General features: G+C 61.1%; 20 protein-coding genes. 10 read left to right on the forward strand and 10 right to left on the reverse strand.

All coding sequences use genetic code 11. The features are described 5' to 3' along the window. Nucleotides 1-8: 8 nt before the first annotated feature. Together NOM06_RS13050 and NOM06_RS13055 are read right to left on the reverse strand one after the other, a co-directional pair. The gene (locus tag NOM06_RS13050) at nt 9-422 is read right to left on the reverse strand and encodes a YeeE/YedE family protein (protein ID WP_255911885.1); all 414 of its coding nucleotides are present in this window, start codon (nt 420-422) and stop codon (nt 9-11) included. Further along, complete coding sequence (locus tag NOM06_RS13055) at nt 422-736, reverse strand: helix-turn-helix transcriptional regulator (RefSeq protein WP_005338008.1); 315 nt, start codon at nt 734-736, stop codon at nt 422-424. Before NOM06_RS13055 ends, NOM06_RS13050 begins: the two co-directional genes overlap by 1 nt. Nucleotides 737-824: 88 nt before the next feature. Between NOM06_RS13055 and NOM06_RS13060 the strand changes: the two genes are divergently transcribed. The 4 genes from NOM06_RS13060 to NOM06_RS13075 all read left to right on the forward strand — a co-directional run bounded on the left by NOM06_RS13060 (nt 825) and on the right by NOM06_RS13075 (nt 4,068). Beyond that, nucleotides 825-1,010, forward strand: coding sequence for a DUF2892 domain-containing protein (locus tag NOM06_RS13060; RefSeq protein ID WP_236395504.1), 186 nt, complete (start codon nt 825-827; stop codon nt 1,008-1,010). Nucleotides 1,011-1,064: 54 nt separating this feature from the next. Next, on the forward strand, nt 1,065-2,336 hold the full coding sequence (locus NOM06_RS13065; protein ID WP_005344302.1) for an NAD(P)/FAD-dependent oxidoreductase: 1,272 nt from the start codon (nt 1,065-1,067) through the stop codon (nt 2,334-2,336). 381 nt (nt 2,337-2,717) lie between these two features. Then, a complete protein-coding gene (locus tag NOM06_RS13070; protein ID WP_255911886.1) occupies nt 2,718-3,122 on the forward strand; it encodes a hypothetical protein in 405 nt (134 codons plus the stop codon). A 217-nt stretch (nt 3,123-3,339) separates the two neighbouring features. After that, complete coding sequence (locus NOM06_RS13075; protein WP_005338018.1) at nt 3,340-4,068, forward strand: MgtC/SapB family protein; 729 nt, start codon at nt 3,340-3,342, stop codon at nt 4,066-4,068. Between the two features lie 90 nt (nt 4,069-4,158). Here the strand turns inward: NOM06_RS13075 and NOM06_RS13080 are convergent, their stop codons facing one another. From NOM06_RS13080 to grpE, 8 genes are all read right to left on the reverse strand, one after another. Beyond that, nucleotides 4,159-5,169: a LacI family DNA-binding transcriptional regulator gene (locus NOM06_RS13080; RefSeq protein ID WP_255911887.1), complete on the reverse strand. Its 1,011-nt coding sequence runs from the start codon at nt 5,167-5,169 to the stop codon at nt 4,159-4,161. Between the two features lie 27 nt (nt 5,170-5,196). After that, the gene (locus tag NOM06_RS13085) at nt 5,197-6,612 is read right to left on the reverse strand and encodes a sucrose-6-phosphate hydrolase (RefSeq protein WP_255911888.1); all 1,416 of its coding nucleotides are present in this window, start codon (nt 6,610-6,612) and stop codon (nt 5,197-5,199) included. Beyond that, the gene (locus NOM06_RS13090; RefSeq protein ID WP_040065997.1) at nt 6,612-7,976 is read right to left on the reverse strand and encodes a sucrose-specific PTS transporter subunit IIBC; all 1,365 of its coding nucleotides are present in this window, start codon (nt 7,974-7,976) and stop codon (nt 6,612-6,614) included. The genes NOM06_RS13085 and NOM06_RS13090 overlap by 1 nt, the downstream gene beginning before the upstream one ends. 83 nt (nt 7,977-8,059) lie before the next feature. Continuing rightward, nucleotides 8,060-9,016 carry an aminoimidazole riboside kinase gene (locus NOM06_RS13095; protein WP_255911889.1) on the reverse strand — a complete coding sequence of 319 codons (957 nt, stop codon included), beginning with the start codon at nt 9,014-9,016 and terminating at the stop codon, nt 8,060-8,062. 115 nt (nt 9,017-9,131) lie between these two features. Beyond that, complete coding sequence (locus tag NOM06_RS13100) at nt 9,132-10,637, reverse strand: carbohydrate porin (protein ID WP_255911890.1); 1,506 nt, start codon at nt 10,635-10,637, stop codon at nt 9,132-9,134. A gap of 264 nt (nt 10,638-10,901) precedes the next feature. Then, the gene (gene dnaJ, locus NOM06_RS13105) at nt 10,902-12,044 is read right to left on the reverse strand and encodes a molecular chaperone DnaJ (protein ID WP_005338032.1); all 1,143 of its coding nucleotides are present in this window, start codon (nt 12,042-12,044) and stop codon (nt 10,902-10,904) included. A gap of 101 nt (nt 12,045-12,145) precedes the next feature. Beyond that, nucleotides 12,146-14,074, reverse strand: a complete 1,929-nt coding sequence (gene dnaK, locus NOM06_RS13110; RefSeq protein ID WP_042053028.1) for a molecular chaperone DnaK — start codon at nt 14,072-14,074, stop codon at nt 12,146-12,148. Nucleotides 14,075-14,372: 298 nt separating this feature from the next. Continuing rightward, complete coding sequence (grpE, locus tag NOM06_RS13115) at nt 14,373-14,948, reverse strand: nucleotide exchange factor GrpE (RefSeq protein ID WP_139709070.1); 576 nt, start codon at nt 14,946-14,948, stop codon at nt 14,373-14,375. A gap of 291 nt (nt 14,949-15,239) precedes the next feature. Between grpE and nadK the strand changes: the two genes are divergently transcribed. From nadK to NOM06_RS13145, 6 genes are all read left to right on the forward strand, one after another. Then, nucleotides 15,240-16,124 carry an NAD(+) kinase gene (gene nadK, locus NOM06_RS13120; protein WP_005338038.1) on the forward strand — a complete coding sequence of 295 codons (885 nt, stop codon included), beginning with the start codon at nt 15,240-15,242 and terminating at the stop codon, nt 16,122-16,124. Nucleotides 16,125-16,374: 250 nt separating this feature from the next. Then, nucleotides 16,375-18,039, forward strand: coding sequence for a DNA repair protein RecN (gene recN / locus NOM06_RS13125; protein ID WP_255911891.1), 1,665 nt, complete (start codon nt 16,375-16,377; stop codon nt 18,037-18,039). Between the two features lie 321 nt (nt 18,040-18,360). Further along, nucleotides 18,361-19,251: a manganese-dependent inorganic pyrophosphatase gene (locus tag NOM06_RS13130; protein ID WP_042080331.1), complete on the forward strand. Its 891-nt coding sequence runs from the start codon at nt 18,361-18,363 to the stop codon at nt 19,249-19,251. 250 nt (nt 19,252-19,501) lie between these two features. Further along, nucleotides 19,502-20,665, forward strand: coding sequence for a macrolide transporter subunit MacA (gene macA, locus NOM06_RS13135; protein WP_255911892.1), 1,164 nt, complete (start codon nt 19,502-19,504; stop codon nt 20,663-20,665). Continuing rightward, nucleotides 20,662-22,635, forward strand: coding sequence for a MacB family efflux pump subunit (locus NOM06_RS13140; protein WP_255911893.1), 1,974 nt, complete (start codon nt 20,662-20,664; stop codon nt 22,633-22,635). Before macA ends, NOM06_RS13140 begins: the two co-directional genes overlap by 4 nt. Nucleotides 22,636-22,637: 2 nt before the next feature. Next, entirely contained in the window at nt 22,638-24,002 is a 1,365-nt protein-coding gene (locus tag NOM06_RS13145) for an efflux transporter outer membrane subunit (RefSeq protein WP_255911894.1), read from the forward strand. Nucleotides 24,003-24,351: the final 349 nt, after the last annotated feature.

The following is a 24,351-nucleotide window of genomic DNA, read 5'->3' on the forward strand; positions in this document are numbered from 1 at the left end:
TCAGCCCCTTACAGCAGATGATGAGTGACGAAAACGGTGATAAAGCCAGCCGCCATAAAGGTCAGGGTGGCGACGATGGAGCGCAGGGAGAGCCGCCCCATGCCACAGATGCCGTGGCCGCTGGTGCAGCCATTGCCAAGACGGGTACCGACCCCGACCAGCAGACCGGCCAGTAGCACAACGGGCCAGCCGGGCAGCGTGGTGAATGCAGGCATGGTGGCCCAGCCCAGGGGCAGCGCCAACCAGGCACCCGCCCCGAGCCCCAGCAGAAACAGCACCCGCCACGGCGCACGGTGTTGCAGCGCACCGGCCAGAATACCGCTGATCCCGGCCACCCGGCCGTTGAACAACATCAGGATCAGGGCCGACAGCCCCGCCAGCATGCCACCGCCCAAAGAGAGCAGCCATTGGCTTTCCATCATCAAGATTCCTTATTTTCTGAGTGACAAAAATGGGTTTGCAGCGCGCCCAACACATCGGCAGCCGCCTCGCTCACCAGCGAGTAGTAGATCTGCTGGGAGACCTTGCGCGAACGGATCAGGCCGTAGCGCTTCAATACCGAAAGTTGCTGGGAGAAGGCCGACTGCCCGAGTTGGCTATGGGCCAGCAGCTCCCCGACCCCCTTCTCCCCCTCCACCAGCTGGCAGAGCACCATCAGGCGTTCGGGATGAGCCAACGCCTTGAGCAGGGAGGCGGCGGCTGTCGCATGTCTGTTCATCTCGTCGAATTGGCTCATAAGAGTAAATTAGCAATTGCTGATATTTGTTCTATTGTATAAAACAAAACTAAATTAGCAATATCTAAAGTAGAGAAGGAGAAAGACCATGACAGTAGATAACGGAGTCAGAATCGTCGCGGGTTGCATGTTGCTGCTCTCGCTGATCCTTACCACCTGGGTTCATCCGGGCTTTGTCTGGTTGAGTGCCTTTGTCGGGGTCAACCTGATCCAGAGCGCATTCACCGGTTTCTGTCCGGCAGCGATGCTCCTCAAACGGATAGGATTTAAATAACAGGGTCGGATGACCCGGCTCACATGAGCGTGTAATAAACGCAGGAGGCTGAACATGGCAACGGTAATCGTCATCGGCGCGGGTCTGGGGGGCATGTCTGCCGCCTACGAACTCAAGGCCGAACTGGGCAAGCAGCATGAGGTGATCCTCATCAATGACAAGCCGGACTTTGAATTTACCCCATCCAACCCCTGGATTGCCGTCCAGTGGCGGGAGCGCAAGGAGACCTCAATCCCCATCGAACCCCATGTGAAGAAAAAGGGGATCCGCTTTATCCATGCCGCCCTGACCGAGCTGCAACCGGCGGTGCAGCAGCTCACCCTCTCCGATGGCCAGACCCTGCGTTACGACTTTCTGGCGATCTGTACCGGTCCGGCCCTCGCCTTTGACGAGGTGACGGGGGCTGGCCCCGAATCCGGTGGCACCACCAGCGTCTGTACCCTCTCCCACGCAGAAGAGTGCCGCCATAGCGTCAGCGCACTGGTCGATGAGCCCGGCCCGGTGATTGTCGGCGCCATGCCGGGCGCCTCCTGCTTCGGCCCCGCCTACGAGTATGCGTTCATCCTCGATCGCCACCTGCGCGACAAGAAGGTGAGAAAAAATGTGCCCATGACCTTTGTCACCAGCGAGCCCTACATCGGCCATCTGGGTCTAAACGGTGTGGGCGACTCCAAGGGGATGCTGGAGAGCGAATTGCGGATGCGCGACGTGCAGTGGATCTGCAATGCCCGCACCGTGGCGGCGCAAGATGGCCAGATGACGGTGGAGGAGCTGGACGATGAGGGCAACATCAAGCGCACCCACACTCTGCCCTACAAACACGCCATGATGCTGCCCGCCTTTGTCGGCATTGCGCCGCTGCGGGGCATCGAGGGGCTGGTCAATCCCCGCGGCTTTGTCATCGTCGACGAACACCAGCGTAACCCCGCCTTCCCGCAGATTTACGCCGCCGGGGTCTGCATCGCCATTGCCCCGCCGCACAAGACGCCGGTACCAACCGGGGTGCCCAAGACCGGCTACATGATTGAGGCGATGGTGCGCACCCTGAGCCACAACATCAAGGCGGAGCTCAGCGGCCAGCCGCCGGTGACCAAGGCAGTGTGGAATGCCATCTGTCTGGCGGACATGGGGGACACAGGTGCCGCCTTCGTCGCCATGCCGCAGATCCCGCCGCGCAACGTCGCCTGGTTCAAGAAAGGAAAGTGGGTCCATCTGGCCAAGATCGCCTTTGAGAAGTACTTTCTGCACAAGATGCAGGTGGGGGATACCGAGCCCATCTACGAGAAACTGATGCTCAAATACCTCGGCATCGACAAGACCGAATGACCCCGCAGACCCGGCCCTCGCCGGGTCTGCTTTTGGCGGCCCTGCGCGGCAAAACGGGCCTTTCGATTATGTTTCAAGATGTTGCTGCGGGCGGCACGGGGTTTACCCTGCCTGCCGCCTCGGCTATCATTCGAGCCTCTTATCAATAGCGGAGACCATCAGTGGGCAACTCATCAAGTGACAGTTGTAGACCGACCCTCATCGTCGGTACCAAGGTCGCGAGCTAGCCGCAGGTCTTTCTCTGCCGCATGCTCGCAGCCCTGCGAGAAGCGGAAATCCACTCCCCTCTTCTCCCTTTTTACACTTGACGTCTGGCAACCAGAGGCCAATCGCCACGGTCGCCATGCCTGCATAGTTTCTGCTTCCCACAAGGAGGCTGCTATGCGTTTTATCTCAATCAAACCGGCTGCGGATCGCGCGGTCGCAACAGGTTCTGTTGCTACCCGGGCTCACCCCCTGTTGAGCCGGCTCGGCCGTGGCATGCTGCCACGCTGGCTGGGCGGCAAACCGCGTCAGCACCACTATAGGCTGCAGATCCGCTGCGAGGATCGCGCCGATATGGAGCAGGTGCTGGATCTGGTGAACCACACCCTGCAACCGGCCGGGCTGCAACCGATGCAATCGATGAAGCCGGGTCGCGGCGGCGGGCGTGAGCTGGTGCTCAACCTGCAGTGCACCCCGCCCCAGCGACGCTATCTGGTGCAGTTCGTTCATCAGGTCGGAGTAGCACATCCGGTGCGCTGGCAACTGCGCCCGCGCATCGACTGCGATCCCGAACTCAACTGACCGCACACCTGCGTTAACCACAGTGAAAGGGGCCAGCCACGCTGGCCCCGCTTGTTGCGTCCTCTCCGAGCGTCAGGGCATCCGATGATACTCGCGCCCCGGGACGCCGCGTTTTGTTTGTCTGCTGGCCATCCGCGCAATCATCCCCTGATCCATCCGCCTCCCGGCGTTTCATCATGGATTGCGCCAAGCCAGCGCTTATCAGAAGGAGTACGCCATGAAGATGTGGCAACAAATTGACATGATCTCCCTGCTCGACACCCTGGCCAGCCTGCTGCTCGCCTTTGTGCTTGGCAGTCTGGTCGGGCTGGAGCGCCAGTACCGCCAACGTACCGCAGGCCTTCGCACCAACGTGCTGGTCGCCGTGGGGGCCGCCCTGTTCGTCAGTCTGGCCCAGCGCATCTATGACCTGCACGGCGGCAACTACAACGTGGTCCATGTGGTGGCCTATATCGTCTCCGGCATCGGCTTTCTCGGCGCCGGCGTCATCATGCGCGAATCGGGCAATATCCGCGGCATCAACACCGCCGCCACTCTCTGGGGTGTAGCTGCGGTCGGCGCCGCCTGTGGCGCCGGGCTCGCCATGGAGGCAATTCTGGGCGCCCTGTTCGTGCTGGCCGCCAACACCCTGCTGAGACCGCTGGTCAACCAGATCAACCGCCGCCCGGTGGACAATACCGACACCGAAGTGACCTACAAGGTGACGGCGCTGACCCAGCGCGAGCATCAAAAAGAGGTGCTGCACTGGCTCGAGGAGATGCTGGAGCAGGCCAACTACCCCTTGAGCGAACTAGATATCGAGCCGTTTGGCGAGGGGGATCTGGAGATCTCTGCGGTGCTGCTGGCTACCTCCATCGATGGCGACGAGCTGGATGCCCTGATGCAAAAGCTGGCCATCCACCCCCATATCAAGCAGGTGTTCTGGCGCACCAGTACCACCGACTGAGCTGCCTGTCAGAGGAACGAGCCACCCGCCCACAGCAAAAAGCCCCGCCAGCAATGGCGGGGCTTTTTCATATGGATGGGCGAAGAGTGGCTAGCGGCGACTGCGCCAGCGCACCCTGGGGGGGATCACCTGGGCGGTCTGTGCGGGAGGATTGCCCGCAATCAGTTGCTGCATCAGCTCGAAAGCGGCGAGGGCCAGCGCCGGACAATCCTGCGCCACCGAGTCGATGCGCATGGGAATGCAGTCGAGCAGGTCGTGATCATCGAAGGTGCACAGGCGCATCTCTGTCTCCATCAACCCCGCCTCGTTAAGGTAGCGCAGCACCCCCTCCAGCAGGGTGAAGGAGGCGGTGAAGAGCCCCCTGGGCGGCGCACCGAGCTCGGCCACCAGCTCGGCCATCAACTGATAACCGGAGCTCGGCTGGTAGTCGCGATGGCGCACCAGGGCGGCATCGGCTTCAAAACCGGCGCGATGGAGCCCCAGCTCATAGCCCGCCAGCCGGTGACGGCTGGGGGAGAGATCCAGCAAACCGCCGAAGTAGTAGATCTCCTCGCCGCACTCACTGGCCATATCCCGCACCAGCTCGGCGGTGGCCTTGCAGGCATCGGAGATCACCATGGGCAGGCGCGACTCGCCGATGTGGCGGTCGAGCTGCACCACCGGCAGGCGGTCGTGAATACGGGCATAGATGTCATCGCTGTGGCCGCTGGAGGCGACAATCAACCCATCCACCTGACGGCTGATGAGGTTGTCCACCACCCGTTGCTCGAGGGCGGGATCATCCTCGGAGCAGGCGATCAGCAACTGGATGCCCGCCTCCCGGCAGTGGGCCTCGAGGGCGCGGGCAATGCGGGCAAAACCGAAGTTGGTGAGATCGGGGATCACCAGCCCCCAGGTGTAGCTGCGGGTCTCGCGCAGGGAGCGGGCATGAAAGCTCGGCAGGTAGTGACACTCCTCCGCCACCGCCTGAATGCGCTTGCGGGTATCGTCGGCAATGCGGTACTCCGCACTCTTCCCGTTGAGCACCAGACTGGCAGTCGCCTTGGACACCCCCGCCAGTTCGGCGATCTGGGCAATCGTGATCCGTTTCTTCTTCTCCACCTGGCCTCCCGGCTGACTAGAACCGGGCTATTGTACTAGGCACGCCGACAGCGGCCAGTGATTGAGGCAAATTTTGCAGCCATCATCGCCGTTACCTGATGATAGTTGCGGCTTTTCTCCGGGGAAGTAGCGCGCCGACAGGCTGTTTCGCCCCTCATCGATGAAACACTCCAGACTGGAGCGATCGCATAGCACGGTGATCCGCCCGCCAGCCCATGGGCTGCTGCGGGTCTCCCACGCTCCGCTCTGCCAGTTCTGACGCCGCAAGATGAGGCGCCCCGGCTGCCACACCAGCTCGGCCACGGCGCCGAACCAGAGACTCCCCTCACCGCAGAGATCCAGATCGAGCCAGGCCGAGTCGATGGCCAGCCCCGGAAATTCGCCGAGCGTCCCCTCGAAGCTGGTCAGTTCTCCCTTGAGCGCCGCAAGCTCCGCCACCGGCCGCTGGCAGAGCCACTCATCCTGCCAGAACAGCTCCCGCGGGCAGCTCATCTGGTGGATCCACCCGTGAGCGATCGTAGGCTGGCTCATCTCGTTCTCCTCCGGCAGCCCCAGCCAACCAAACAAGAGGCGGCGCCCCTGACTGTCTCGGGTAGTTTGCGGCGCATAGAACTCGAAGCCCCGATCCAGCTCGTGGAAAGCCCCGTGCTCGAAGCGCTCGCCGTCGAAATCGCCCGAAAGCCAGCCGCACTGGTAGAGGTTGAGATAATCCTCTCCCTGTGGGGCAATCCCCTGCGGGCAGCTGATCAGTACATGGCGATCGGCCAGCGGGAAGAGATCCGGGCACTCCCACATATAGCCAAAGTCCCCCAGCCCCCCGCGCCCGCTGCCCGCGACGGGGCCCACCAGAGTCCAGGCATCCAGGGTGTCGCCGCGATAGAGCAGCACTTCCCCCTTGTCATCCAGGGTGCGGGCTCCCAGCACCATCAGCCACTGCTGGCCGTCGTGCCACACCTTGGGATCGCGCACATGGCCGCTGTAGCCTTGGGGCAGATCCAGCACAGGCCCCAGCTTGGCAAAACCGCCCTCACCATCGGCGCGGGCCAGACACTGATAGGCGGTGCGACCGCCATCCGGGTATTTGACGTTGCCGGTGTAGACGAGAGTCAGGCGCCCCTGCTCGTCGCTCACCGCCGAGCCCGAATAGCAGCCGTGGCTCTCATAGGCTTCGGTGGGCAACAGCGCCACCGGCTCGTGCTGCCAATGCAGCAGATCGGTGGAGGTGACATGGCCCCAGCCCTTGTTGCGGTGCTCGCAGCCCAGCGGATTCCACTGGTAGAAAAGGTGGTAGCGCCCGTCGTGCTCGATAAAGCCGTTGGGATCGTTAAGCAGCCCCACCGGGGCTGCCAGATGCCAGCGGGGCCGATGGGGATCGGCCGCAGCCTTGATCTGTCCGGCCAGCAGCGACCGGACAATCTGGTTGAGAAGATCGCTTTCCTTCATCACTCCACCTTGTACTTGAGCAGGTAGGATGCGGCGAAGGCGGCGCCAAAGGCGATCACCAGCCCGATGATGTAGTGAATAAGGCTCATGGGCTGGACGATGGCCATGCCGGGAATACCGGTCAGCCCCACCGCCGTCATCCCCACCTTGGCCGCCACCACGTAGGCGCCGCCGCAGGCCCCGCCAAACAGACCGGCGAGGAAGGGTTTGATGTAGCGCAGGTTGACGCCAAAGATCGCCGCCTCGGTGATACCCAGCAGGCAGGACATGGCCGCCGGCACGGTAATGGCCTTGATCTTCACATCACGGGTCTTGAAGTAGACCGCGAGACAAGCCCCGCCCTGTGCCACGTTGGCCATGGCCCAGATGGGCAGCAGGAAGTTGACGCCAATTTGCGGATTGGCCAGCAATCCCGCCTCGATGGCGTGGAAGCTGTGGTGGATACCGGTGATGACGATAAGCGAGTACGTGCCGCCAAACACCAGCCCCGCCAACCAGCCCGCCTGCTCATAGAGGGCACTCAGACCGAACGAGATGCCATCCCCCAACACCCGACCCGCCGGGCCGATAAAGAGCAGCGCCACGAAGCCGGTGATGATGACGGTGAGAAACGGCGTGAGGATCAGATCCAGCGCGTCCGGAATGCGCTTGCGCAGCTGTTTCTCCAGATGGGACATAAACCAGACCGCCAAGAGCACCGGGAAGACGGTGCCCTGATAGCCGATCATCGCCACATCCAGCCCGAAGAAGTCCATGGTCTTGAAGCCACCGGCCACGCCCCAGGCGTTGGTTAGCGCCGGGTGGGTGAGGATGCCGCCAAGGGTCGCCCCGAGGTACGGATTGCCGCCAAACTCACGTGCTGCCGTAAAGCCGATCAGAATGGGCAATATGATAAAGGCCGCCGAACTGAACATATCGAGCATCACAAACAGGGCGCTGTCGGCATTGGCCCAGCCGTAGGTGCGCACCATGCCGAGCAGCCCCATCAGCAGGCCCGAGGCGACGATGGCCGGAATGATCGGCACGAAGATATTGGAGAGGGTTCGCGCCAACCGCTGGGCCACGTTGAGCTTGGCCGCCGCCATGTCGGTCAGCTCCGCCTTGCTGGCGGTGCCGGTACCGGTCAGCGTCACAAACTCCGCATAGACCTTGTTGACCAGACCGGTGCCGAAGATCACCTGAATTTGGCCCGCGTTGCTAAAGCACCCCTTGACCCCCTCCAGCTTGTCGATGGCGGCCTTGTTTACCTTGCTGTCATCGGCCAGCACCAACCGCAGCCGGGTGGCGCAGTGGGCAGCGCTAACGATATTCTCCTTGCCCCCGAGCAGGGGCACCAGATCCTTGGCTATCGCACTGATATTCATATTCTTCCTCTTATGACTCGCCACGCTGGCGAGTCCTTGTCACATGAGAGTAGGGGCTGTCGAGCCGGGCTTCTAGCCGCAGCTCAACAGCCGCTTGCGCCTGATCGCAAAAAGGCATCCAGTTCGGAGCGGGTCGGCAGCGCCGTCATCGCCCCCTTGGCGGTGGTGGCGAGCGCCCCGCAGCCGTGGGCCTGAGCCAGGATGGCGGGCAGCTCGGCCTGCGTCGGCAGCGACGAGCGCCCGGCCAGCGCCGCCAGCAGACCGGCGACAAAGGCATCCCCCGCCCCCGTGGTGTCGATGGGCGTCACTTTCTGCCCCACCCACTCCAGCAACTCGCCATCAAGGCGAGCCACTACCCCGGCCGCCCCTCTGGTCACCAGCACCAGCGCCGGGCCAGAGAGCGTCGCGAGCCCGGCGGCCAGCTCATCCTCGCCACTCAGCAGTTGCAGCTCCTCGATGGAAAGCTTGACCACATCCGCCTGTGCAATTGCCTGACGCACCAGCGGCAGCATCTCGGCGGGGTTGCCCCACACCTCGGGGCGCAGGTTGGGGTCGAAGCAGACCCGCCCGCCTGCCGCCTTGATGTCCGCCATGGCCTGCAGGCAGCTGGTGCGTACCGGCTCGCTGGCGAGCGCGATGGAGCAGGTGAGCAGCCACTGACCGGCGTCGAAGCGGGGCAACTCATTCGGGGTGAGGAACTGGTCGGCGCTGGGACGCACCATAAAGGTGAAGCTGCGCTCCCCCTCGTCATCCAGTTCTACCAGCACGGTAGAGGTACGATGGTCTGGATCGAACTGCAGCGCAGCGATATCCACCCCCTCCCCGCTCAGGGTCTCGGCCATAAAGCGGCCGAACGGGTCAGCTCCAACCCGGCCGATAAAGGCCGCATCGCCACCCAGCCGTGCCACGCCAACCGCCACATTGGCGGGCGCGCCACCCGGACACTTGAGGTAGTGCAACGCCCCTTCCGGGATCAAGTCCACCACCGCATCCCCCATTACCCACACACGATTCGTCACCTTGCTACTCCACTGCTGCATCGGATCCACGGTCAAACCCGAACTCTGTTCTGTTGGCTGGCATTATCAGCTAAACCGTTTTAGCCAACCAACAGATCTCGGCACCGGCTGCCATTTTTGTGATCGGGATAACGAACTAGAACCAGGTTTCCATCTGCACGCCAAAGTTCCACTCGCCACCGGCGGTGAAGTTGCTCTGGCCCATGGCATCGTCGCTGGCGTAGTTGTCGAGCTCGGAGGACCAGTCCATCCAGGTGGCAAATACCCGCAGCTCGGGCCGCTCGAAGAATCCGGCGGTCTGCGCCTTGAAGGTGGGGGCGAAGGTGAGCTTGGTGAAGTTGCCGTTTACCGCCTGGCGTCCCTTGTAGCCCTTGGGATCGAGATCCATGTACTGCCAGGCCGCCTCGTAGACCAGCTCGACGTTCTGGCTCAGCACCTGCGCCACCCGGGTATTGAAGGTGAGCCAACGGTACTCGTCCCCTTTCACGTAGCGATCCTGACTCTGCTCGGCCAGCAGGGCCGGGGCAAAACGCCAGCGCGAGTTGAGATCGGTGGCGCCAAACACGGCGACCCGCACTGCATCGGCGTCCGGCAACAGCTCGCTGTCAGAGCCCAGCCCCTTGACCTCGGCCCCCAGCCCATGACCATACAACACCGCCGCCTTGGCAAAACCGGGGTTGATGCCAAAGAAGCTCTCGCCATGGTAGGCCAGCAGGGTGTGTGCCCCCTTGTCCGCCGCCTCGCTGCCCGCCCCCTTGTCATTGATGCGGGCGTCATTGTCCTTGGCCGAGAGACCGTTCACCATCCACTGCCAGTTGCCGACGCGGTTGTTCATGGTGAGAATGTAGCTCTCGATATCGGAGAGGCCACTGGCGCTGATGTCGCCGTAATCGCGGCCATAGAGGGAGAAGTTGGCCTTCCAGCTGTCGGCCAGCTGCACGTCGTAGACGCCGCCGCCGGTACCGGCCAGAAACACCACGTCGGAATCGAGCCAGTGGATGTCAAAGTTGTCCCGATCAAAGCGCTTGCCCGCCCACAGCACCGCATTCTTGAAGGGGCCGTCGAAGCTCGCCAGATTGCCGATCTCGGCAAACACCTGACGGGTATTGAGGCTCGAATCGCTGGCAGTCCAGTCGTTGCTGGTCTCCACCCCATCTGCCAGCATCAGCTTGTAGCGGGCCCAGCTGCCATCCTCGAAGGTCTGGGTTTTCAGCAGGTTGGCCTCCATGTAGGTGTCATCCTCGTTGCCAAGGCGACCGACAGCCCCACCCACGGATCCTGCCGGGGTGATGTAGGGGCCGCCGCGCCCACCGTTGCCATTGCTGTTTACCAACAGGCCCGAGCGAGCGTAACCGTGAAACTCGAAGCCCTGGGCACCAGCGGTCTTCTCATCCACCTTCTGGCTGCGGTTGTCGGCCACCTGCGCCTGCTCGCTGGCCGCGCTCGCCTTCACTTCCGCCTGACTGGCACGGCTCTCTGCTGCCTCGGCTCTCGCTTCAGCCGCCTGTACCCGTGCCTCCAGCGCCGCCAGTCTGGCCTCGACACTCTCACCTGCGACACTCGCCTGCGCCGCCCACAGCGGACTGCTCATCCCCAATCCCAGCGCTACCGCCAGCGCCAACTTGCTCTTGAACATCATCATATTCCTCACCTGTCATCTGTGGCCCGGACGGGCGCTGTTGTTATCAACAGACGGAGCATAGCTAAACCGCTTTAGCCAACTCAATACAGCAACTAAACCGTTTCAGCGACAGTGTGAGCGGGATAACATTTGTACAGCAGGAATTGGCGGAAGTTGTGAGGAGGATCCCTCATCAGGATCCACTCAATAGGGCGGATCCTGGCGAAATAGCGGGCAAAAAAAGAGCCGGCACAAGGCCGGCTCTGTTTATTCGGGTCGCTGAAATCAGCTGGTCAGATCGTCGAAGAAGCGTTTCACCCCTTCGAAGAAGCCTTCCGATTTCGGCTTGTGGGTCTTGGCAGCGGCGCCGCTGAACGACTCGTCCAGCTGGCGCAGCAGCTCTTTCTGCTGCTCGGTGAGGTTGACCGGAGTCTCGATCACCACCTTGCACATCAGATCCCCTACCTGGCCGGAGCGCACTGACTTGACGCCCTTGCCGCGCATGCGGAACATTTTGCCGGTCTGGGTCTCCGGAGTGACCTTGAGCTTGACGCGGCCATCCAGGGTCGGCACTTCAATCTCGCCACCCAGCGCAGCTGCGGTGAAGCTGATGGGCACTTCGCAGTAAAGGTTGTTGCCGTCACGCACGAAGATCTCGTGCTCTTTGACGTGCACCTGTACGTAGAGATCCCCTGCCGGAGCTCCCGCTTCCCCCGCTTCCCCTTCACCAGAGAGACGGATGCGATCGCCGGTATCGACGCCCGCCGGAATTTTCACCGACAGGGTCTTGGTGCGCTGGTAGCGACCTTCACCGTGACACTTGCGGCACGGATCCTTGATGATCTTGCCGCGACCGTGACAGTGCGGACACGCCTGCTGAACCGCAAAGAAGCCCTGACGCATCTGCACCTGGCCGGAGCCGTGGCAGGTCGGGCAGGTCTGGGCACTGCTGCCGGTGTGGGCACCGGAGCCGTTACAGACTTCACAGTGAACCAGGGTCGGCACCTTGATCTCCTTGGAGACCCCGCGTACCGCCTCTTCCAGCGTCAGCTCCATGGTGTAACGCAGGTCAGAGCCACGGGCCGGGCCACGACGGGCACCACCACGGCCACCGCCGAAGATGTCACCGAATACGTCACCAAACATGTCGGCGAAGTCGGCACCGCCGCCAAAGCCACCGTGGCCACCGCCACCCTGGCTCGGGTCGACACCGGCATGGCCGTACTGGTCGTAACGGGCACGCAGGTTGGCATCGGTCAGGACCTCGTAGGCTTCCTTGACCTCTTTGAACTTCTCTTCGGATGCGGCATCACCCTGGTTACGATCCGGGTGATACTTCATGGCCAGGCGCTTGTACGCCTTCTTGATCTCGCGATCGTCGGCATCTTTCGCCACACCCAGTACTTCGTAGAAATCGCGCTTCGACATACTCATCCTGTGGTTACGCAGACGGGCGTTGGTTACCCAACGCCCGTGAATTCATTGACCAAGCCGATGGGCGAAGCGGACTCCGCCCATCTGGGTAGGGCTTACTTCTTGTCGTCTTTCACTTCTTCGAACTCGGCGTCGACTACGTCGTCGTCAGCCTTGGCAGAAGAGGAGGACTGACCGGCATCAGCACCGGCTGCACCCTGGGCCTGAGCCTGCTGCTGGGCAATTTCCATCAGCTTCTGGGACGCTTCCAGCAGAGCCTGCTGTTTGGCTTCGATGGCAGCCTTGTCGTCACCCTTGATGGCAACTTCCAGCTCGCTCAGAGCAGCTTCGATCTTGGTCTTGTCGTCGGCAGGCAGGGCTTCACCGGCTTCGGTGATCTGCTTGCGTACGGAGTGGACCAGACCATCAGCCTGGTTGCGAGCCTGTACCAGCTCTTCAAACTTCTTGTCCTCGGCCGCGTTGGCTTCGGCTTCGCGTACCATGCGCTCGATCTCGTCATCAGACAGACCAGAGGAGGCCTGGATGGTGATCTTCTGCTCTTTGTTGGTCTCTTTGTCTTTCGCAGAGACGTGCAGGATACCGTTGGCATCGATGTCGAAGGTCACTTCGATCTGCGGCAGACCGCGCGGTGCCGGACGGATGCCTTCCAGGTTGAACTGGCCCAGAGACTTGTTGTCGCTGGCGCGCTTGCGCTCACCCTGCAGCACGTGAATGGTCACGGCAGACTGGTTGTCTTCGGCAGTGGAGAACACCTGGGACTTCTTGGTCGGGATGGTGGTGTTCTTCTCGATCAGCGCAGTCATCACGCTGCCCATGGTTTCGATACCCAGGGAGAGCGGGGTAACGTCCAGCAGCAGTACGTCGGTCTTGTCACCGGACAGTACGGCGCCCTGGATGGCAGCCCCCATGGCCACGGCTTCGTCCGGGTTGACGTCTTTACGCGGCTCTTTGCCAAAGAACTCGGCAACGGTCTTCTGAACCAGCGGCATACGGGTCTGACCACCAACCAGGATCACGTCGTCGATCTCGCCAACTGCCAGACCGGAGTCTTTCAGGGCGACACGAACCGGCTCCAGAGAGTCTTTCACCATGTCTTCCACCAGGGATTCCAGCTTGGCGCGGGTTACCTTGATGTTCATGTGCTTCGGACCGGTAGCATCGGCAGTGATGTACGGCAGGTTGACGTCGGTCTGCTGGGCAGAAGAGAGCTCGATCTTGGCTTTCTCGGCGGCATCTTTCAGACGCTGCAGAGCCAGCTGGTCGTTGCGCAGGTCGATGCCCTGCTCACGCTTGAACTCGTCTACCAGATAGTTGATGACGCGGTTGTCGAAGTCTTCACCACCCAGGTGGGTGTTACCGTTGGTCGCCAGTACTTCGAAGGTGGTTTCGCCTTCGACTTCGTCGATCTCGATGATGGAGATATCGAAAGTACCGCCACCCAGGTCATATACGGCAACCTTGCGCTCGCCCTTGACCTTGTTCACGCCGTAAGCGAAAGCCGCTGCAGTCGGTTCGTTGATGATGCGTTTTACATCCAGACCGGCGATGCGACCGGCATCCTTGGTAGCCTGACGCTGGGCGTCGTTGAAGTAGGCCGGAACAGTGATAACGGCTTCGGTTACCGGCTCGCCCAGGTAGTCTTCGGCGGTCTTCTTCATCTTTTTCAGCACTTCGGCAGAGATCTGCGGCGGTGCCATTTTCTTGCCCTTCACTTCAACCCAGGCGTCGCCGTTGTCAGCTTTGGCGATGGCGTACGGCATGATTTTCAGGTCACGCTGCACTTCTTCATCTTCAAAACGACGACCGATCAGACGCTTGATGGCGAACAGGGTGTTTTTCGGGTTGGTGATGGCCTGACGCTTGGCCGGCTGACCAACCAGGATCTCGCCATCATCGGCATAGGCAATGATGGACGGAGTAGTACGATCGCCTTCTGCGTTCTCGATCACGCGAGCAGTGTCGCCATCCAGAATAGCGACGCAGGAGTTGGTAGTACCCAGGTCAATACCGATGATTTTACCCATTTGACGAATCTCCAAATACTTTGAATAAACTGGCGAGGAACTCGCCTTAATGCGTTAACGGCTAGGTGGGGGCTGCCAATCTGGCTTTCAAGCTCCCGGCATCAAATTTTTTGTGCCGCCGCGGCCTTGCACCCTATATGGGGTCGCCAGACGCAGCTTCAAGCCCCAACCCTAAAAAACCACACCCTTTGTCATGGTTGCGCGGTCACGTTGAGCCGTGAAACCGGGCACCATGAGCGGGTGCTGTACTGCGAAACAAAAAGCCCGCCACGGGGCGGGCTCGGGTACCCACAGCCAATCAGTCGACCGCTTTGGCGATCATCACCATGGCCGGACGGATCACCCGACCGTTGAGGTCATAGCCCTTCTGCATCACGGCAATGACGGTGTTCGGCGCCACGTCGGCACTCGGCACCATGCTCATCGCCTGATGAGCGTTGGGGTCAAACGGCTGGTTGAGCGGGTCGAGCGCCACCAGACCGAACTTGGCAACGCCGCTCTGCATGGATTTCAGGGTCAGCTCGACACCTTCGATCATCGGCTTGAGGGCTTCGTTCTCCTTGTCGGCCAGTTCGATGGCGCGCTCAAGGTTGTCCAGCACCGGCAGCAGTTCGCCTGCGAACTTCTCCAGAGCGAATTTGTGCGCCTTCTCGACATCCAGCTCGGTACGACGACGCAGGTTCTCCATCTCGGCGGCGGTACGCAGGGCGCGTTCACGCTCTTCCGCTGCTTTTTGGATGGCGGTTTCCAGCTGCGCTTCCAGTTCGGCAATGCGGGCCTGCTCGGCTGTCACTTCACTGTCTACATCGGTCGGCTCGACTGGCTGGGCTTCCACTTGCTCCATCGCTTCAACCTTTTGCTCTTCGTGGTTCATGACATCTCCAATTCCTGGGTTACTTATGAGGGCCCTGACGTCTGGTTGAGCGACCGGACGACAACAGACCGACTATGCTGGCGCTATTATGGGGATGCATCCCCGGCTTTCAAGGGGTAAAGGGCAATCAGGGTTGCTGAATAGCCGCAACCGTCGGTTCATCCGGGTTACCGCTCACAGTTTAACCAGTAGCCTCAAGGGGATAGCCGGCCCCGTCACACGGGAGAGCGTCACAAGCGGAGCAAAGCACTGTATACTGGCCCGCAATACCCATCCCAGATCTGACTGACTATGGATTCTCCGTTCAAAACCATCGCCCTGATTGGCAAACCCCACCATGAGGGGGCCAACCAGACGCTGACCGGCCTGCATCAATACCTGACCGCCCGCGGCTTTCGGGTACTGGTGGAGAGCCGGGTCGCCCAGACCCTGAGCATCCTCGATGAAAACGTGATGGATCTGGTGCAACTGGGCCAGCAGGCCGATCTCGCCATCGTGGTCGGCGGTGACGGCAACATGCTGGGGGCTGCACGGGTGCTGTCGCGCTTCGATGTGGCAGTGATCGGGGTCAACCGGGGTAACCTCGGCTTTCTGACCGACCTCTCGCCGCAAGATTATCTATTGCCGCTGGAGCAGGTGCTCTCCGGTCACTACAAGAGCGAACACCGCTTCCTGCTGGAAGCTTCGGTCTATCGCCACGGCGAGCGCAAGTCGAGCAATCTGGCGGTCAACGAGGCGGTGCTGCACCCGGGCAAGATCGCCCACATGATCGAGTTCGAGGTCTATATCGATGGCAGCTTTATGTATAGCCAGCGTTCGGACGGCATCATAGTGGCCACCCCGACCGGCTCGACCGCCTACTCCCTGTCGGCAGGTGGCGCCATCCTCACTCCCAAGCTCAACGCTATTACGCTGGTGCCCATGTTCCCGCATACCCTCAGCAGTCGCCCAATCGTGCTCGATGCCGACAGTGAAGTGCGGCTGCTGGTCTCGCCGGATAATCAGGACGATGCCATGCAGGTCAGCTGTGATGGCCAGGTGACGCTGGCGGTCCACCCGGGGGACGAGATCCTCATCAAGAAGAGCCACCACCAGCTTCATCTGGTACATCCCCTCGACTACAGCTACTTCCACGTGCTGCGCAACAAGCTCGGCTGGGGCAGCAAGCTGTTTTAATCGGCGCTGACCGACAACGGCATTGCCACAGAGGGCGCCTGAATTGGTGCCCTTCTCTTTTCTTTCGTAGCAACCGCCCCTGCACTCTCATACCCGTACCGCGCACCAATAGTCAGTACCGCATTTTCATAGCCATACCGCACTGACGCGGCTTTCCTTTGTTAAAAATGACGGCGCCCTCTTTACTGTATATAAGACCAGTATATACTGGATGCATACACAGTAATGTTGACCTATACAGGATGAGACCATGCTGACCCAGCTGACCGTCAACAACTTCGCCATCGTCAAGTTTCTCGAACTCGATCTGCAACCGGGCATGACCTGCATCACAGGTGAGACCGGTGCCGGTAAATCCATCGCCATCGACGCTCTTGGTCTCTGTCTCGGAGAGCGGGCCGAAGCGGGCATGGTGCGACCCGATAGCGACAAAAGCGAGGTCAGCGCCCGCTTCCTGCTGGACAACAACCCGGCCGCCCGCGCCTGGCTCGCCACCAACGAACTGGAAAACGAAGGTGAGTGTATCGTGCGGCGAGTCATCTCTGCCGAAGGGCGTTCGCGCAGCTATATCAACGGCGTGCCCGTCCCCCTCACCCAGCTCAAGAATCTGGGCCAGCTGCTGGTCAACGTGCACGGTCAGCATGCCCACCAGATGCTGCTCAAACCCGACTACCAGCTCGCCCTGCTCGACGGCTATGCCGGTCACCACCTACTGCTCGACGAGGTACGCCAGCACTATCAGCAGTGGCGCCAACTGCAAAACGAACTGAACCGGCTCAAGGCCGAGCAGCAGCAGCGGGAGGCCCGTCGCCAGCTGATCGAGTATCAGGTGCAGGAGCTGGACGAATTTGCCCTGCAACCGGGGGAGTTCGAAGAGATAGAGGAGGAGCACCAGCGTCTCGCCAACGGCACCGAGCTGATGCAGGAGTGCGGCGCCTGCCTCGATCTGCTCTATGACAACGAAGAGACCACTATCGCAGGGCTGCTGCAATCGGCCGTCGATCGGGCCGAGGGGCTGGTCAGCATGGACAGCCGCCTCACCCCGGTACTGGAGATGCTGAACGAAGCGCTGATCGGGGTGCAGGAGAGCCACAGCGAACTACGTAGCTACCTCGACCGACTGGAGCTGGATCCCGAACGTTTCAACGAGCTGGAAGCCCGCCTCTCCAAGGCAATCAATCTGGCCCGCAAGCACCACGTCAAACCGGCGGATCTGGCCCAGCACCATCAGGAGCTTGCCTCGGATCTCGCTCGCCTCAACTCTGACGAAGAGCGATTAGAGGGGATGGAAGATGAGCTGGCCGAGGCCCGTCAGGCGTTTGTGCAGTCCGCCGAGGCCCTGAGCCAGAGCCGTCAGCGTTACGCCCAGGAGCTGGGCGCCAAGGTAACCAGCAGCATGCACGAACTGGCGATGCCCGATGGCCGCTTTGCCATCGAGGTGCGCCCCGATGCCCAGAGCAGCCTCTCTCCGCTGGGTATAGATCGGGTGGAGTTCATGGTCACCACCAACCCTGGCCAACCGATCCAGCCGCTTGGTAAGGTGGCCTCAGGCGGTGAACTGTCGCGCATCAGTCTCGCCATCGTGGTGATCAGCGCCCGCAAGGTCTCCACCCCGACCCTGATTTTCGACGAAGTGGATGTGGGGATCAGCGGCCCGACGGCCGCCGTGGTAGGTCGCCTGCTGCGCCAGCTCGGGGAGTCCACTCAGGTGATGGTGGTCACTCACTTGCCTCAGGTGGCAGGCAACGGCCACCAGCATATGGTGGTGAGCAAGCATACCGATGGCAAAACAACCGAAACCCAAATGAGTGCCCTTGATGAGGCCGCCCGTCTCAACGAGCTGGCACGCCTGCTCGGTGGCGACCAGATCACCGATAATACCCTGGCCAATGCCCGCGAGCTGCTGCGTCGTTGAATCAGGCAATAAAGCCGATTTACAGCGATGGCGACTGACAGGGCAGACTGAACATGCTGACTGTGCAGGCACGGACGAGTGCCATGGCCTGCACAGTCAGCAATAGCCAATAGCCAATAGCCAATAGCCAATAGCCAATAGCCAATAGCCAATAGCCAACTGTGAGAACCGAACTCGCGTCAGGATTACCGACCCAGATCAATAAAATGGCGAGTTAGGCGAAGCTGGCAGCAACATGGGCGTAGATCCGGTTGCCTTCATGTGGCGGATTTCGCATAGTGTTGCCCCCCTTTATGGGTATCCAATTGTGAGGCTTTGTCTATGATCCACGTTTTTGGTCACAAGAATCCTGATAGCGACAGTATCTGCAGTGCGCTGGTTATCACCGACTGGCTCAATGGCCAGGGCCGTCAGGCCACCCCATGGCGTCTGGGTGACCTGCGCACCGAAACCCGTTTTATTCTGGAGCAGGCTGGCGTCAGCGAACCCGAATTGCTGACCAAAGATCTGACCGGTGAAGATGTCTGGCTGGTGGATTTCAGTGATCTGGAACAGGGCCCTGCCACACTGGCACAAGCCAATGTGCTGGGTCTGGTGGATCACCACCGTCTCGGTACCCTGGTCACCCAGTCTCCGCTGGATGCGTGGATCCGGGCCGTCGGCTGCACCTGCACCATCGCTTTTGATCTGCTGAGTCAGCAAGGCACTGTGACCCGCAGCCAGGCTCGCCTGATGCTGGGTGCCATCATGAGCGACACCCTCTGTCTCACCTCGCCGACCACCACCGAGCAGGACAAGATCGCTTGTGAGCGTCTGGCACCGCTGGCCGAAGTATCGCTGGCCGAATTCGGCCAACAGCTGCTGATGGCGAAAACCGACCTGAGCGGCCTGACTCCGGCTCAACTGCTGCAGCAGGATGAGAAGGCATTCCAGGCGGAAGGTTGCAGCTTCATCATGAGCCAGATCGAAGTGGGCAGCGAGCAGCAGCTGGCCGAGCACCTGCCAGCCCTGCAGCAGGAGATGGCCCAGCGCGTGGCGAGCGAAGGGCTCGACTTCTTCGTGCTGATGGTGACTGACCTGACTGCGGCAGCTAGCCGTATCTACTTTACCGAGCACGCCAAAGTACCGGCCGAGTCCAGCTACCACCCGGGCTTTGTCAGCCGCAAGAAGCAGGGTCTGCCCTGGGTGATGGATCTGCTGGCCAAGGCCTGATCCTCCCTCGCTATCACCTATTCCAAAGCCCTGCCTCTGCGCAGGGCTTTTTCATCGCCACCGCCAGCCGCACTCCCCATCCTCTTGCTGACCATCTTGCTCACCACTGCGGTCTCTCGCTTACTCCTTTCACGGCTTATTGACAGTTAACGCCATAACTTTGCTTACATATTTGCGGCTGTTATTTATCAGAGCTTTGCTGCAGGATAATCGCCGCGCACAACCTTTTCCGTTTCCATTCAGGTGATCGATGAACATAACCCCCAAGCAGAGAACCCTGGCTATCACCATGCTGATCGCCGTGGTGCTCCTCGGCTGGCTGCTCTGGCCCAGTCAACCACCCAAGGCGATGCTGACCGCTCAGGTGACCCGCGAGGATATCGCCCAGACCGTACTGGCCAGTGGCGTGCTGCAGGCCGTGGAGCAGGTGGATGTGGGGGCCCAGGTCTCCGGTCAGGTTACCAAGCTGGCCGTAGAGGCCGGTGATCAGGTCAAACAGGGAGACCTGCTGGCCGAGATCGATCCCCTGATTGCCCAGAACAACCTCAAGACGGCCGAGGCGGAGCTTGCCAGCAACCGCGCCCAGCTCAAGATCAAGCAGGCACAACTCAAACAGAACGAGCTCGCCTGGCGGCGCCAGCAGCAGATGTTTAAGCAGGAGGCGAGCTCACGGGCCGAACTGGAGAGTGCCGAAGCACTGCTGGCGGTCACCCGCGCCGAATTGCAAAACAGCCAGGCCAATATCGACAACGCCCTGATCAAGGTTGATCGGGCCAAGACCGAGCTGGGCTACACCAAGATCCTGGCGCCGATGGATGGCACCGTCATCAGCATTGTGACCCGTCAGGGCCAGACCCTGGCTGCCAGCCAGACGGTGCCGACCGTGCTCAAGCTGGCCAACCTCGAGACCATGACGGTCAAGGCGCAGATCTCCGAAGCCGATGTCACCAAAGTCAAAGCCGGCATGCCGGTCTACTTCACCCTGATCGGCGATCCGGATACCCGCTATCAGGGTACGCTTCGCGCCGTGGAGTTAGCGCCTACCAACATCAACGATCAGGCCACCACTGGCACCACCACCAGCAATGCGGCTGTCTACTACTACGCCCTGTTCGATGTACCCAATCCCGACCATACCCTGCGGGTCGCAATGACAACCCAGGTGACCATTGTGCTCGGCGAGCGCAAGCAGGTGCTCACTGTGCCGCAAACCGCCCTCGGCAAGTCGTTGGGTGACAACGAGTATGAAGTCACAGTGATCAAGGACGATGAGACAACCGAAACCCGTCATATCAAAACCGGTATGAAGGACGAGATCCGCATTGAGGTGATCAGCGGGCTGAGTGAGAAGGAGGAGGTGCAGCTCAATCACGGAACCCCCGCCGACAATGATGAGATGGCGGTGATGCTATGAGTGAGCCCCTGAACCAGCTGCCGTTGATCCAGCTTAAAGGGGTCGAGCGACGCTACCAGAGTGGCGACAGCGAAGTCACCGTACTCCACCCTCTTGACCTCACCATCTCGGCAGGAGAGATGATCGCCATTGTCGGCGCGTCCGGCTCCGGCAAGTCGACCCTGATGAACCTGCTGGGTTGCCTGGATAGCCCGAGCGGCGGCCAGTATCTGTTTCGCGGTCAGGACACCGCGACCATGGATGCGTTGGCGCTGGCCCGGCTGCGCTGCCACCACTTCGGCTTTATCTTTCAGCGCTACCATCTGCTGCCCCATCTCGATGCCGCCGCCAACGTGGAGATCCCCGCCGTCTATGCCGGCACCAGCCGCCCGGATCGCCAGGCGCGTGCGCGTCAGCTGCTGGGCAGACTGGGGCTGGCCGATCGCAGCCACCATACCCCTGGCCAACTCTCCGGCGGTCAGCAGCAGCGGGTCAGTATCGCCCGGGCGCTGGCCAATGGCGGCGAAGTGATCCTCGCCGATGAACCGACCGGCGCACTGGATAGCCAGAGCGGCAAGGAGGTGATGGCGATCCTCAAGGAGCTGCACGCTCAGGGCCATACCATCATTCTGGTCACCCACGATATGAACGTGGCCAGCCATGCCGACCGGATCATCACTCTCAAAGATGGTCGGATTGAACAAGATAGCGGCCCCTGCCAAACGCCCGTGTTGGCTCCAGCCACCGCCACAGCCCCTCAAAAAATAGTACCCACTAAAGGCGCCATGGGTCACGACTGGGATCGTTATCGGGAAGCGGGACGGATGGCGATGCATGCCATGCTCGCCCACCGGATGCGCACCTTCCTCACCATGCTCGGCATCATCATCGGTATCGCCGCCGTGGTGAGTGTGGTGGCGCTGGGGCAAGGGGCTCGCGCCAAGGTGATCGACCAGATCAATGCGATGGGCACCAACACCATCGAAATCTTCCCGGGTAAAGGATGGGGCGATGAGAAGATGGCCAGCATCCAGACCCTCAACAAGGGGGATCTCGATGCCCTGCTGGGGCAACCCTATCTTGCGGGCGCCAGCCCCGAGATCGGCAGCTCAGGCCAGTTGCGCTATCGCAACAAGACCAACAGCGGCAATGTGACCGGGGTCGGTAACGACTATTTCAAGGTGAAAGGGATGACGCTGGTCAGTGGTCGCTTACTGAAGTGGCAAGATATCCAGCAGCGTGCCGCCGTCGCCGTGGTGGACAAGAAGAGCATCACCAGCCTGCTTGGCAAGGAGGATCCTGTAGGCAAGGTAGTACTGGTCGGCACCTTGCCGGTGCGGATTGTCGGGGTGGTTTCGCAGGAGACCGGCTTTGGACCCACCAGCCAGTCAGTCAATATCTGGCTGCCCTACAGCGCGGTGATGAGTCGCCTCATCTCGCAGCACCACTTCAGCCAGATCACCATCCGGGTCAAAGACGGGGTACAACCGGCACTGGCCGAGCAGGCGGTGATCGAGTTGATCACCAAGCGTCACGGGGTAAAGGATTTCTTCACCTTCAGTAGCGACAGCATCATCAAATCGGTGGAGAAAACCACCACCACCATGACCCTGATGGTCTCGGCCATCGCGGTGATCTCGCTGATCGTCGGCGGGGTGGGCGTGATGAACATCATGCTGGTGTCAGTGGTCGAGCGCACCCGCGAGATCGGCATTCGCATGGCCGTGGGCGCCCGCCAGTCGGATATTTTGCAGCAATTCCTGATTGAAGCTGTGATGGTGAGCCTGCTGGGGGGGATCTTCGGCGTCGGCCTCTCGCTCGGCATTGGCGCGCTCTTTTCACTGCTGGTGGACTCCATCAAGATGCAGTTCTCGCTCTTCTCCATCCTGATGGCCTTTGGCTGCTCGTCACTCATCGGGATCCTGTTTGGTTACCTGCCGGCACGCAATGCGGCGCGGCTCGACCCTGTTGTCGCACTGGCGAGGGAATAACAATGCACAAACTCTCCTGGCTGGCTCTCTCTATGGCCCTCAGCGGCTGCGGTCAGCACAGCACCTATCAAAGACCCGAGCTGGCGATCGCCCCCGCATGGCAACAAGCAGAGGGCGCCCAACTGGCTGCTCAGGCAGGCCAATGGTGGCAGGAATTTCATGATCCCCAGCTCGACAAATTGGTCGAGGCGGTTCTGGCCGCTAACCCGGACATGCGTGTGGCGGCCCTCAAGCTCAAAAGCGCACGACTGGGCGCCGAGCAGGCCGATACCAACCTCACCCCCTCGGTCAATGGCACTATCGCAGCCAGTGGCAACAAGGATCTGAAAACCGGCAACGGCACCAACAGTCTGGGCCCCTCTCTGAGCCTCAGTTACGAAGTGGATTTGTGGGGCAAGCTTGCCTCGGTGCGAGATCAGGCAAGCTGGGAAGCAGCGGCAAGCGAGCAGGATCTCGCCAGCACCCGACTGCTGCTGATCGGCAATACCCTGGAGCAGTATTGGCAGCTCGGCTATCTCGGCTCTGCCATCACACTTGGGGAACAGCAGCTGGCCAACCTGACCCGTACCGAGCAGCTGACCCAGACCAAATACCAGGCTGGCGCCATTACCCGACTCGATCTGGCGCAGGCACGCCAGCAACTGGCAGGCAAGCAGGCTGAGCTGGCCTCCCTCAAGGCGCAGCAGGAGCAGGCTCGCAATGCCCTACGTCTGCTGCTGGGCCGCAGCAGCGGGCCGCTGGAGTATGCACCCGCTTCCCTTGCAAAGCAGACTATTCCTGAACTTGCGGTGGGTATTCCGGCCGATGTGCTGGCTCGCCGCCCCGATGTCAAAGCGGCCGAATTGCGGCTGCGCAAGACGCTGGCAAAGGGGGACGAGATCCGCACCAGCTTCTACCCCAGCCTGACCCTGACCAGCAGTGCCAGCACCGCATCCGATAGATTGGCGCAGGTACTGCAAAATCCGGTTGGTACGCTAGGGGCCAGCCTCGCCCTCCCCTTCCTTGAGTACAACCGCACCCAGCTCGCCATCGAAAGCTCAGAGCTGGATTATCAGATCGCTGAAACCGAGTTTCGCAAACAGCTCTACACCGCACTGGTGGAGGTGGAAGACAATCTGGCCGCGCGCCACTATGGCCAGCAGCGACTCGATTATCTGCAGGAGCAGCTGAGTTATGCCCGAGAGGCCGAACGCCTGGCAAAGGCTCGCTTCCAGGCGGGCGCGACCGGTGTACAGGCTTGGCTTGATGAGCAGAACCGGCTGTGGGATGCCCAGCAGAGCCTGCTGGCCCAGCAAAAAGAGCAGCTCACCACCACTGCCAAAATCTATCGCGCCCTGGGCGGAAGCGATAGCGTGGCGCCCCGATAGCGCTTCACCTGGGCATTCCCCACTCTGCCGGCAGAGTGGGGAATACCATCGCCATCGACCGCACCGAATTCCCACGCCCACACGGCAGACGAGCGCCATTGCCCATCATCAAGGGGCAGTTATGGCAGCGCAGTCAATTACATGCATCGGCGACCCAGAATATCCCGGCCATACCTTGAGACCACCTCTATACCTCACGCACCCTGTGGAGATAACGATTACCGGATATTCCATCAGCAGAGAGCTCGACTCTCGCCGAGCGGCGCCCCGTGTGCATATTCCGGCCGATCATGAACACCGATTCCGGTTCAACGTGAACACCATTTCCGGACCAATGTGAACGCTCATT

It is taken from the genome of Aeromonas sp. JL9, assembly GCF_024436075.1.
Lineage (GTDB): Bacteria > Pseudomonadota > Gammaproteobacteria > Enterobacterales > Aeromonadaceae > Aeromonas > Aeromonas veronii.

Bases quoted from the DNA above. Each gene is read 5' to 3' on its own strand.
- NOM06_RS13050 (WP_255911885.1), bottom strand. From the start codon at position 422: ATGATGGAAAGCCAATGGCTGCTCTCTTTGGGCGGTGGCATGCTGGCG.
- NOM06_RS13055 (WP_005338008.1), bottom strand. From the start codon at position 736: ATGAGCCAATTCGACGAGATGAACAGACATGCGACAGCCGCCGCCTCC.
- NOM06_RS13060 (WP_236395504.1), top strand. From the start codon at position 825: ATGACAGTAGATAACGGAGTCAGAATCGTCGCGGGTTGCATGTTGCTG.
- NOM06_RS13065 (WP_005344302.1), top strand. From the start codon at position 1,065: ATGGCAACGGTAATCGTCATCGGCGCGGGTCTGGGGGGCATGTCTGCC.
- NOM06_RS13070 (WP_255911886.1), top strand. From the start codon at position 2,718: ATGCGTTTTATCTCAATCAAACCGGCTGCGGATCGCGCGGTCGCAACA.
- NOM06_RS13075 (WP_005338018.1), top strand. From the start codon at position 3,340: ATGAAGATGTGGCAACAAATTGACATGATCTCCCTGCTCGACACCCTG.
- NOM06_RS13085 (WP_255911888.1), bottom strand. From the start codon at position 6,612: ATGAAGGAAAGCGATCTTCTCAACCAGATTGTCCGGTCGCTGCTGGCC.
- NOM06_RS13090 (WP_040065997.1), bottom strand. From the start codon at position 7,976: ATGAATATCAGTGCGATAGCCAAGGATCTGGTGCCCCTGCTCGGGGGC.
- NOM06_RS13095 (WP_255911889.1), bottom strand. From the start codon at position 9,016: ATGCAGCAGTGGAGTAGCAAGGTGACGAATCGTGTGTGGGTAATGGGG.
- NOM06_RS13100 (WP_255911890.1), bottom strand. From the start codon at position 10,637: ATGATGATGTTCAAGAGCAAGTTGGCGCTGGCGGTAGCGCTGGGATTG.
- dnaJ (WP_005338032.1), bottom strand. From the start codon at position 12,044: ATGTCGAAGCGCGATTTCTACGAAGTACTGGGTGTGGCGAAAGATGCC.
- dnaK (WP_042053028.1), bottom strand. From the start codon at position 14,074: ATGGGTAAAATCATCGGTATTGACCTGGGTACTACCAACTCCTGCGTC.
- grpE (WP_139709070.1), bottom strand. From the start codon at position 14,948: ATGAACCACGAAGAGCAAAAGGTTGAAGCGATGGAGCAAGTGGAAGCC.
- nadK (WP_005338038.1), top strand. From the start codon at position 15,240: ATGGATTCTCCGTTCAAAACCATCGCCCTGATTGGCAAACCCCACCAT.
- recN (WP_255911891.1), top strand. From the start codon at position 16,375: ATGCTGACCCAGCTGACCGTCAACAACTTCGCCATCGTCAAGTTTCTC.
- NOM06_RS13130 (WP_042080331.1), top strand. From the start codon at position 18,361: ATGATCCACGTTTTTGGTCACAAGAATCCTGATAGCGACAGTATCTGC.
- macA (WP_255911892.1), top strand. From the start codon at position 19,502: ATGAACATAACCCCCAAGCAGAGAACCCTGGCTATCACCATGCTGATC.
- NOM06_RS13140 (WP_255911893.1), top strand. From the start codon at position 20,662: ATGAGTGAGCCCCTGAACCAGCTGCCGTTGATCCAGCTTAAAGGGGTC.
- NOM06_RS13145 (WP_255911894.1), top strand. From the start codon at position 22,638: ATGCACAAACTCTCCTGGCTGGCTCTCTCTATGGCCCTCAGCGGCTGC.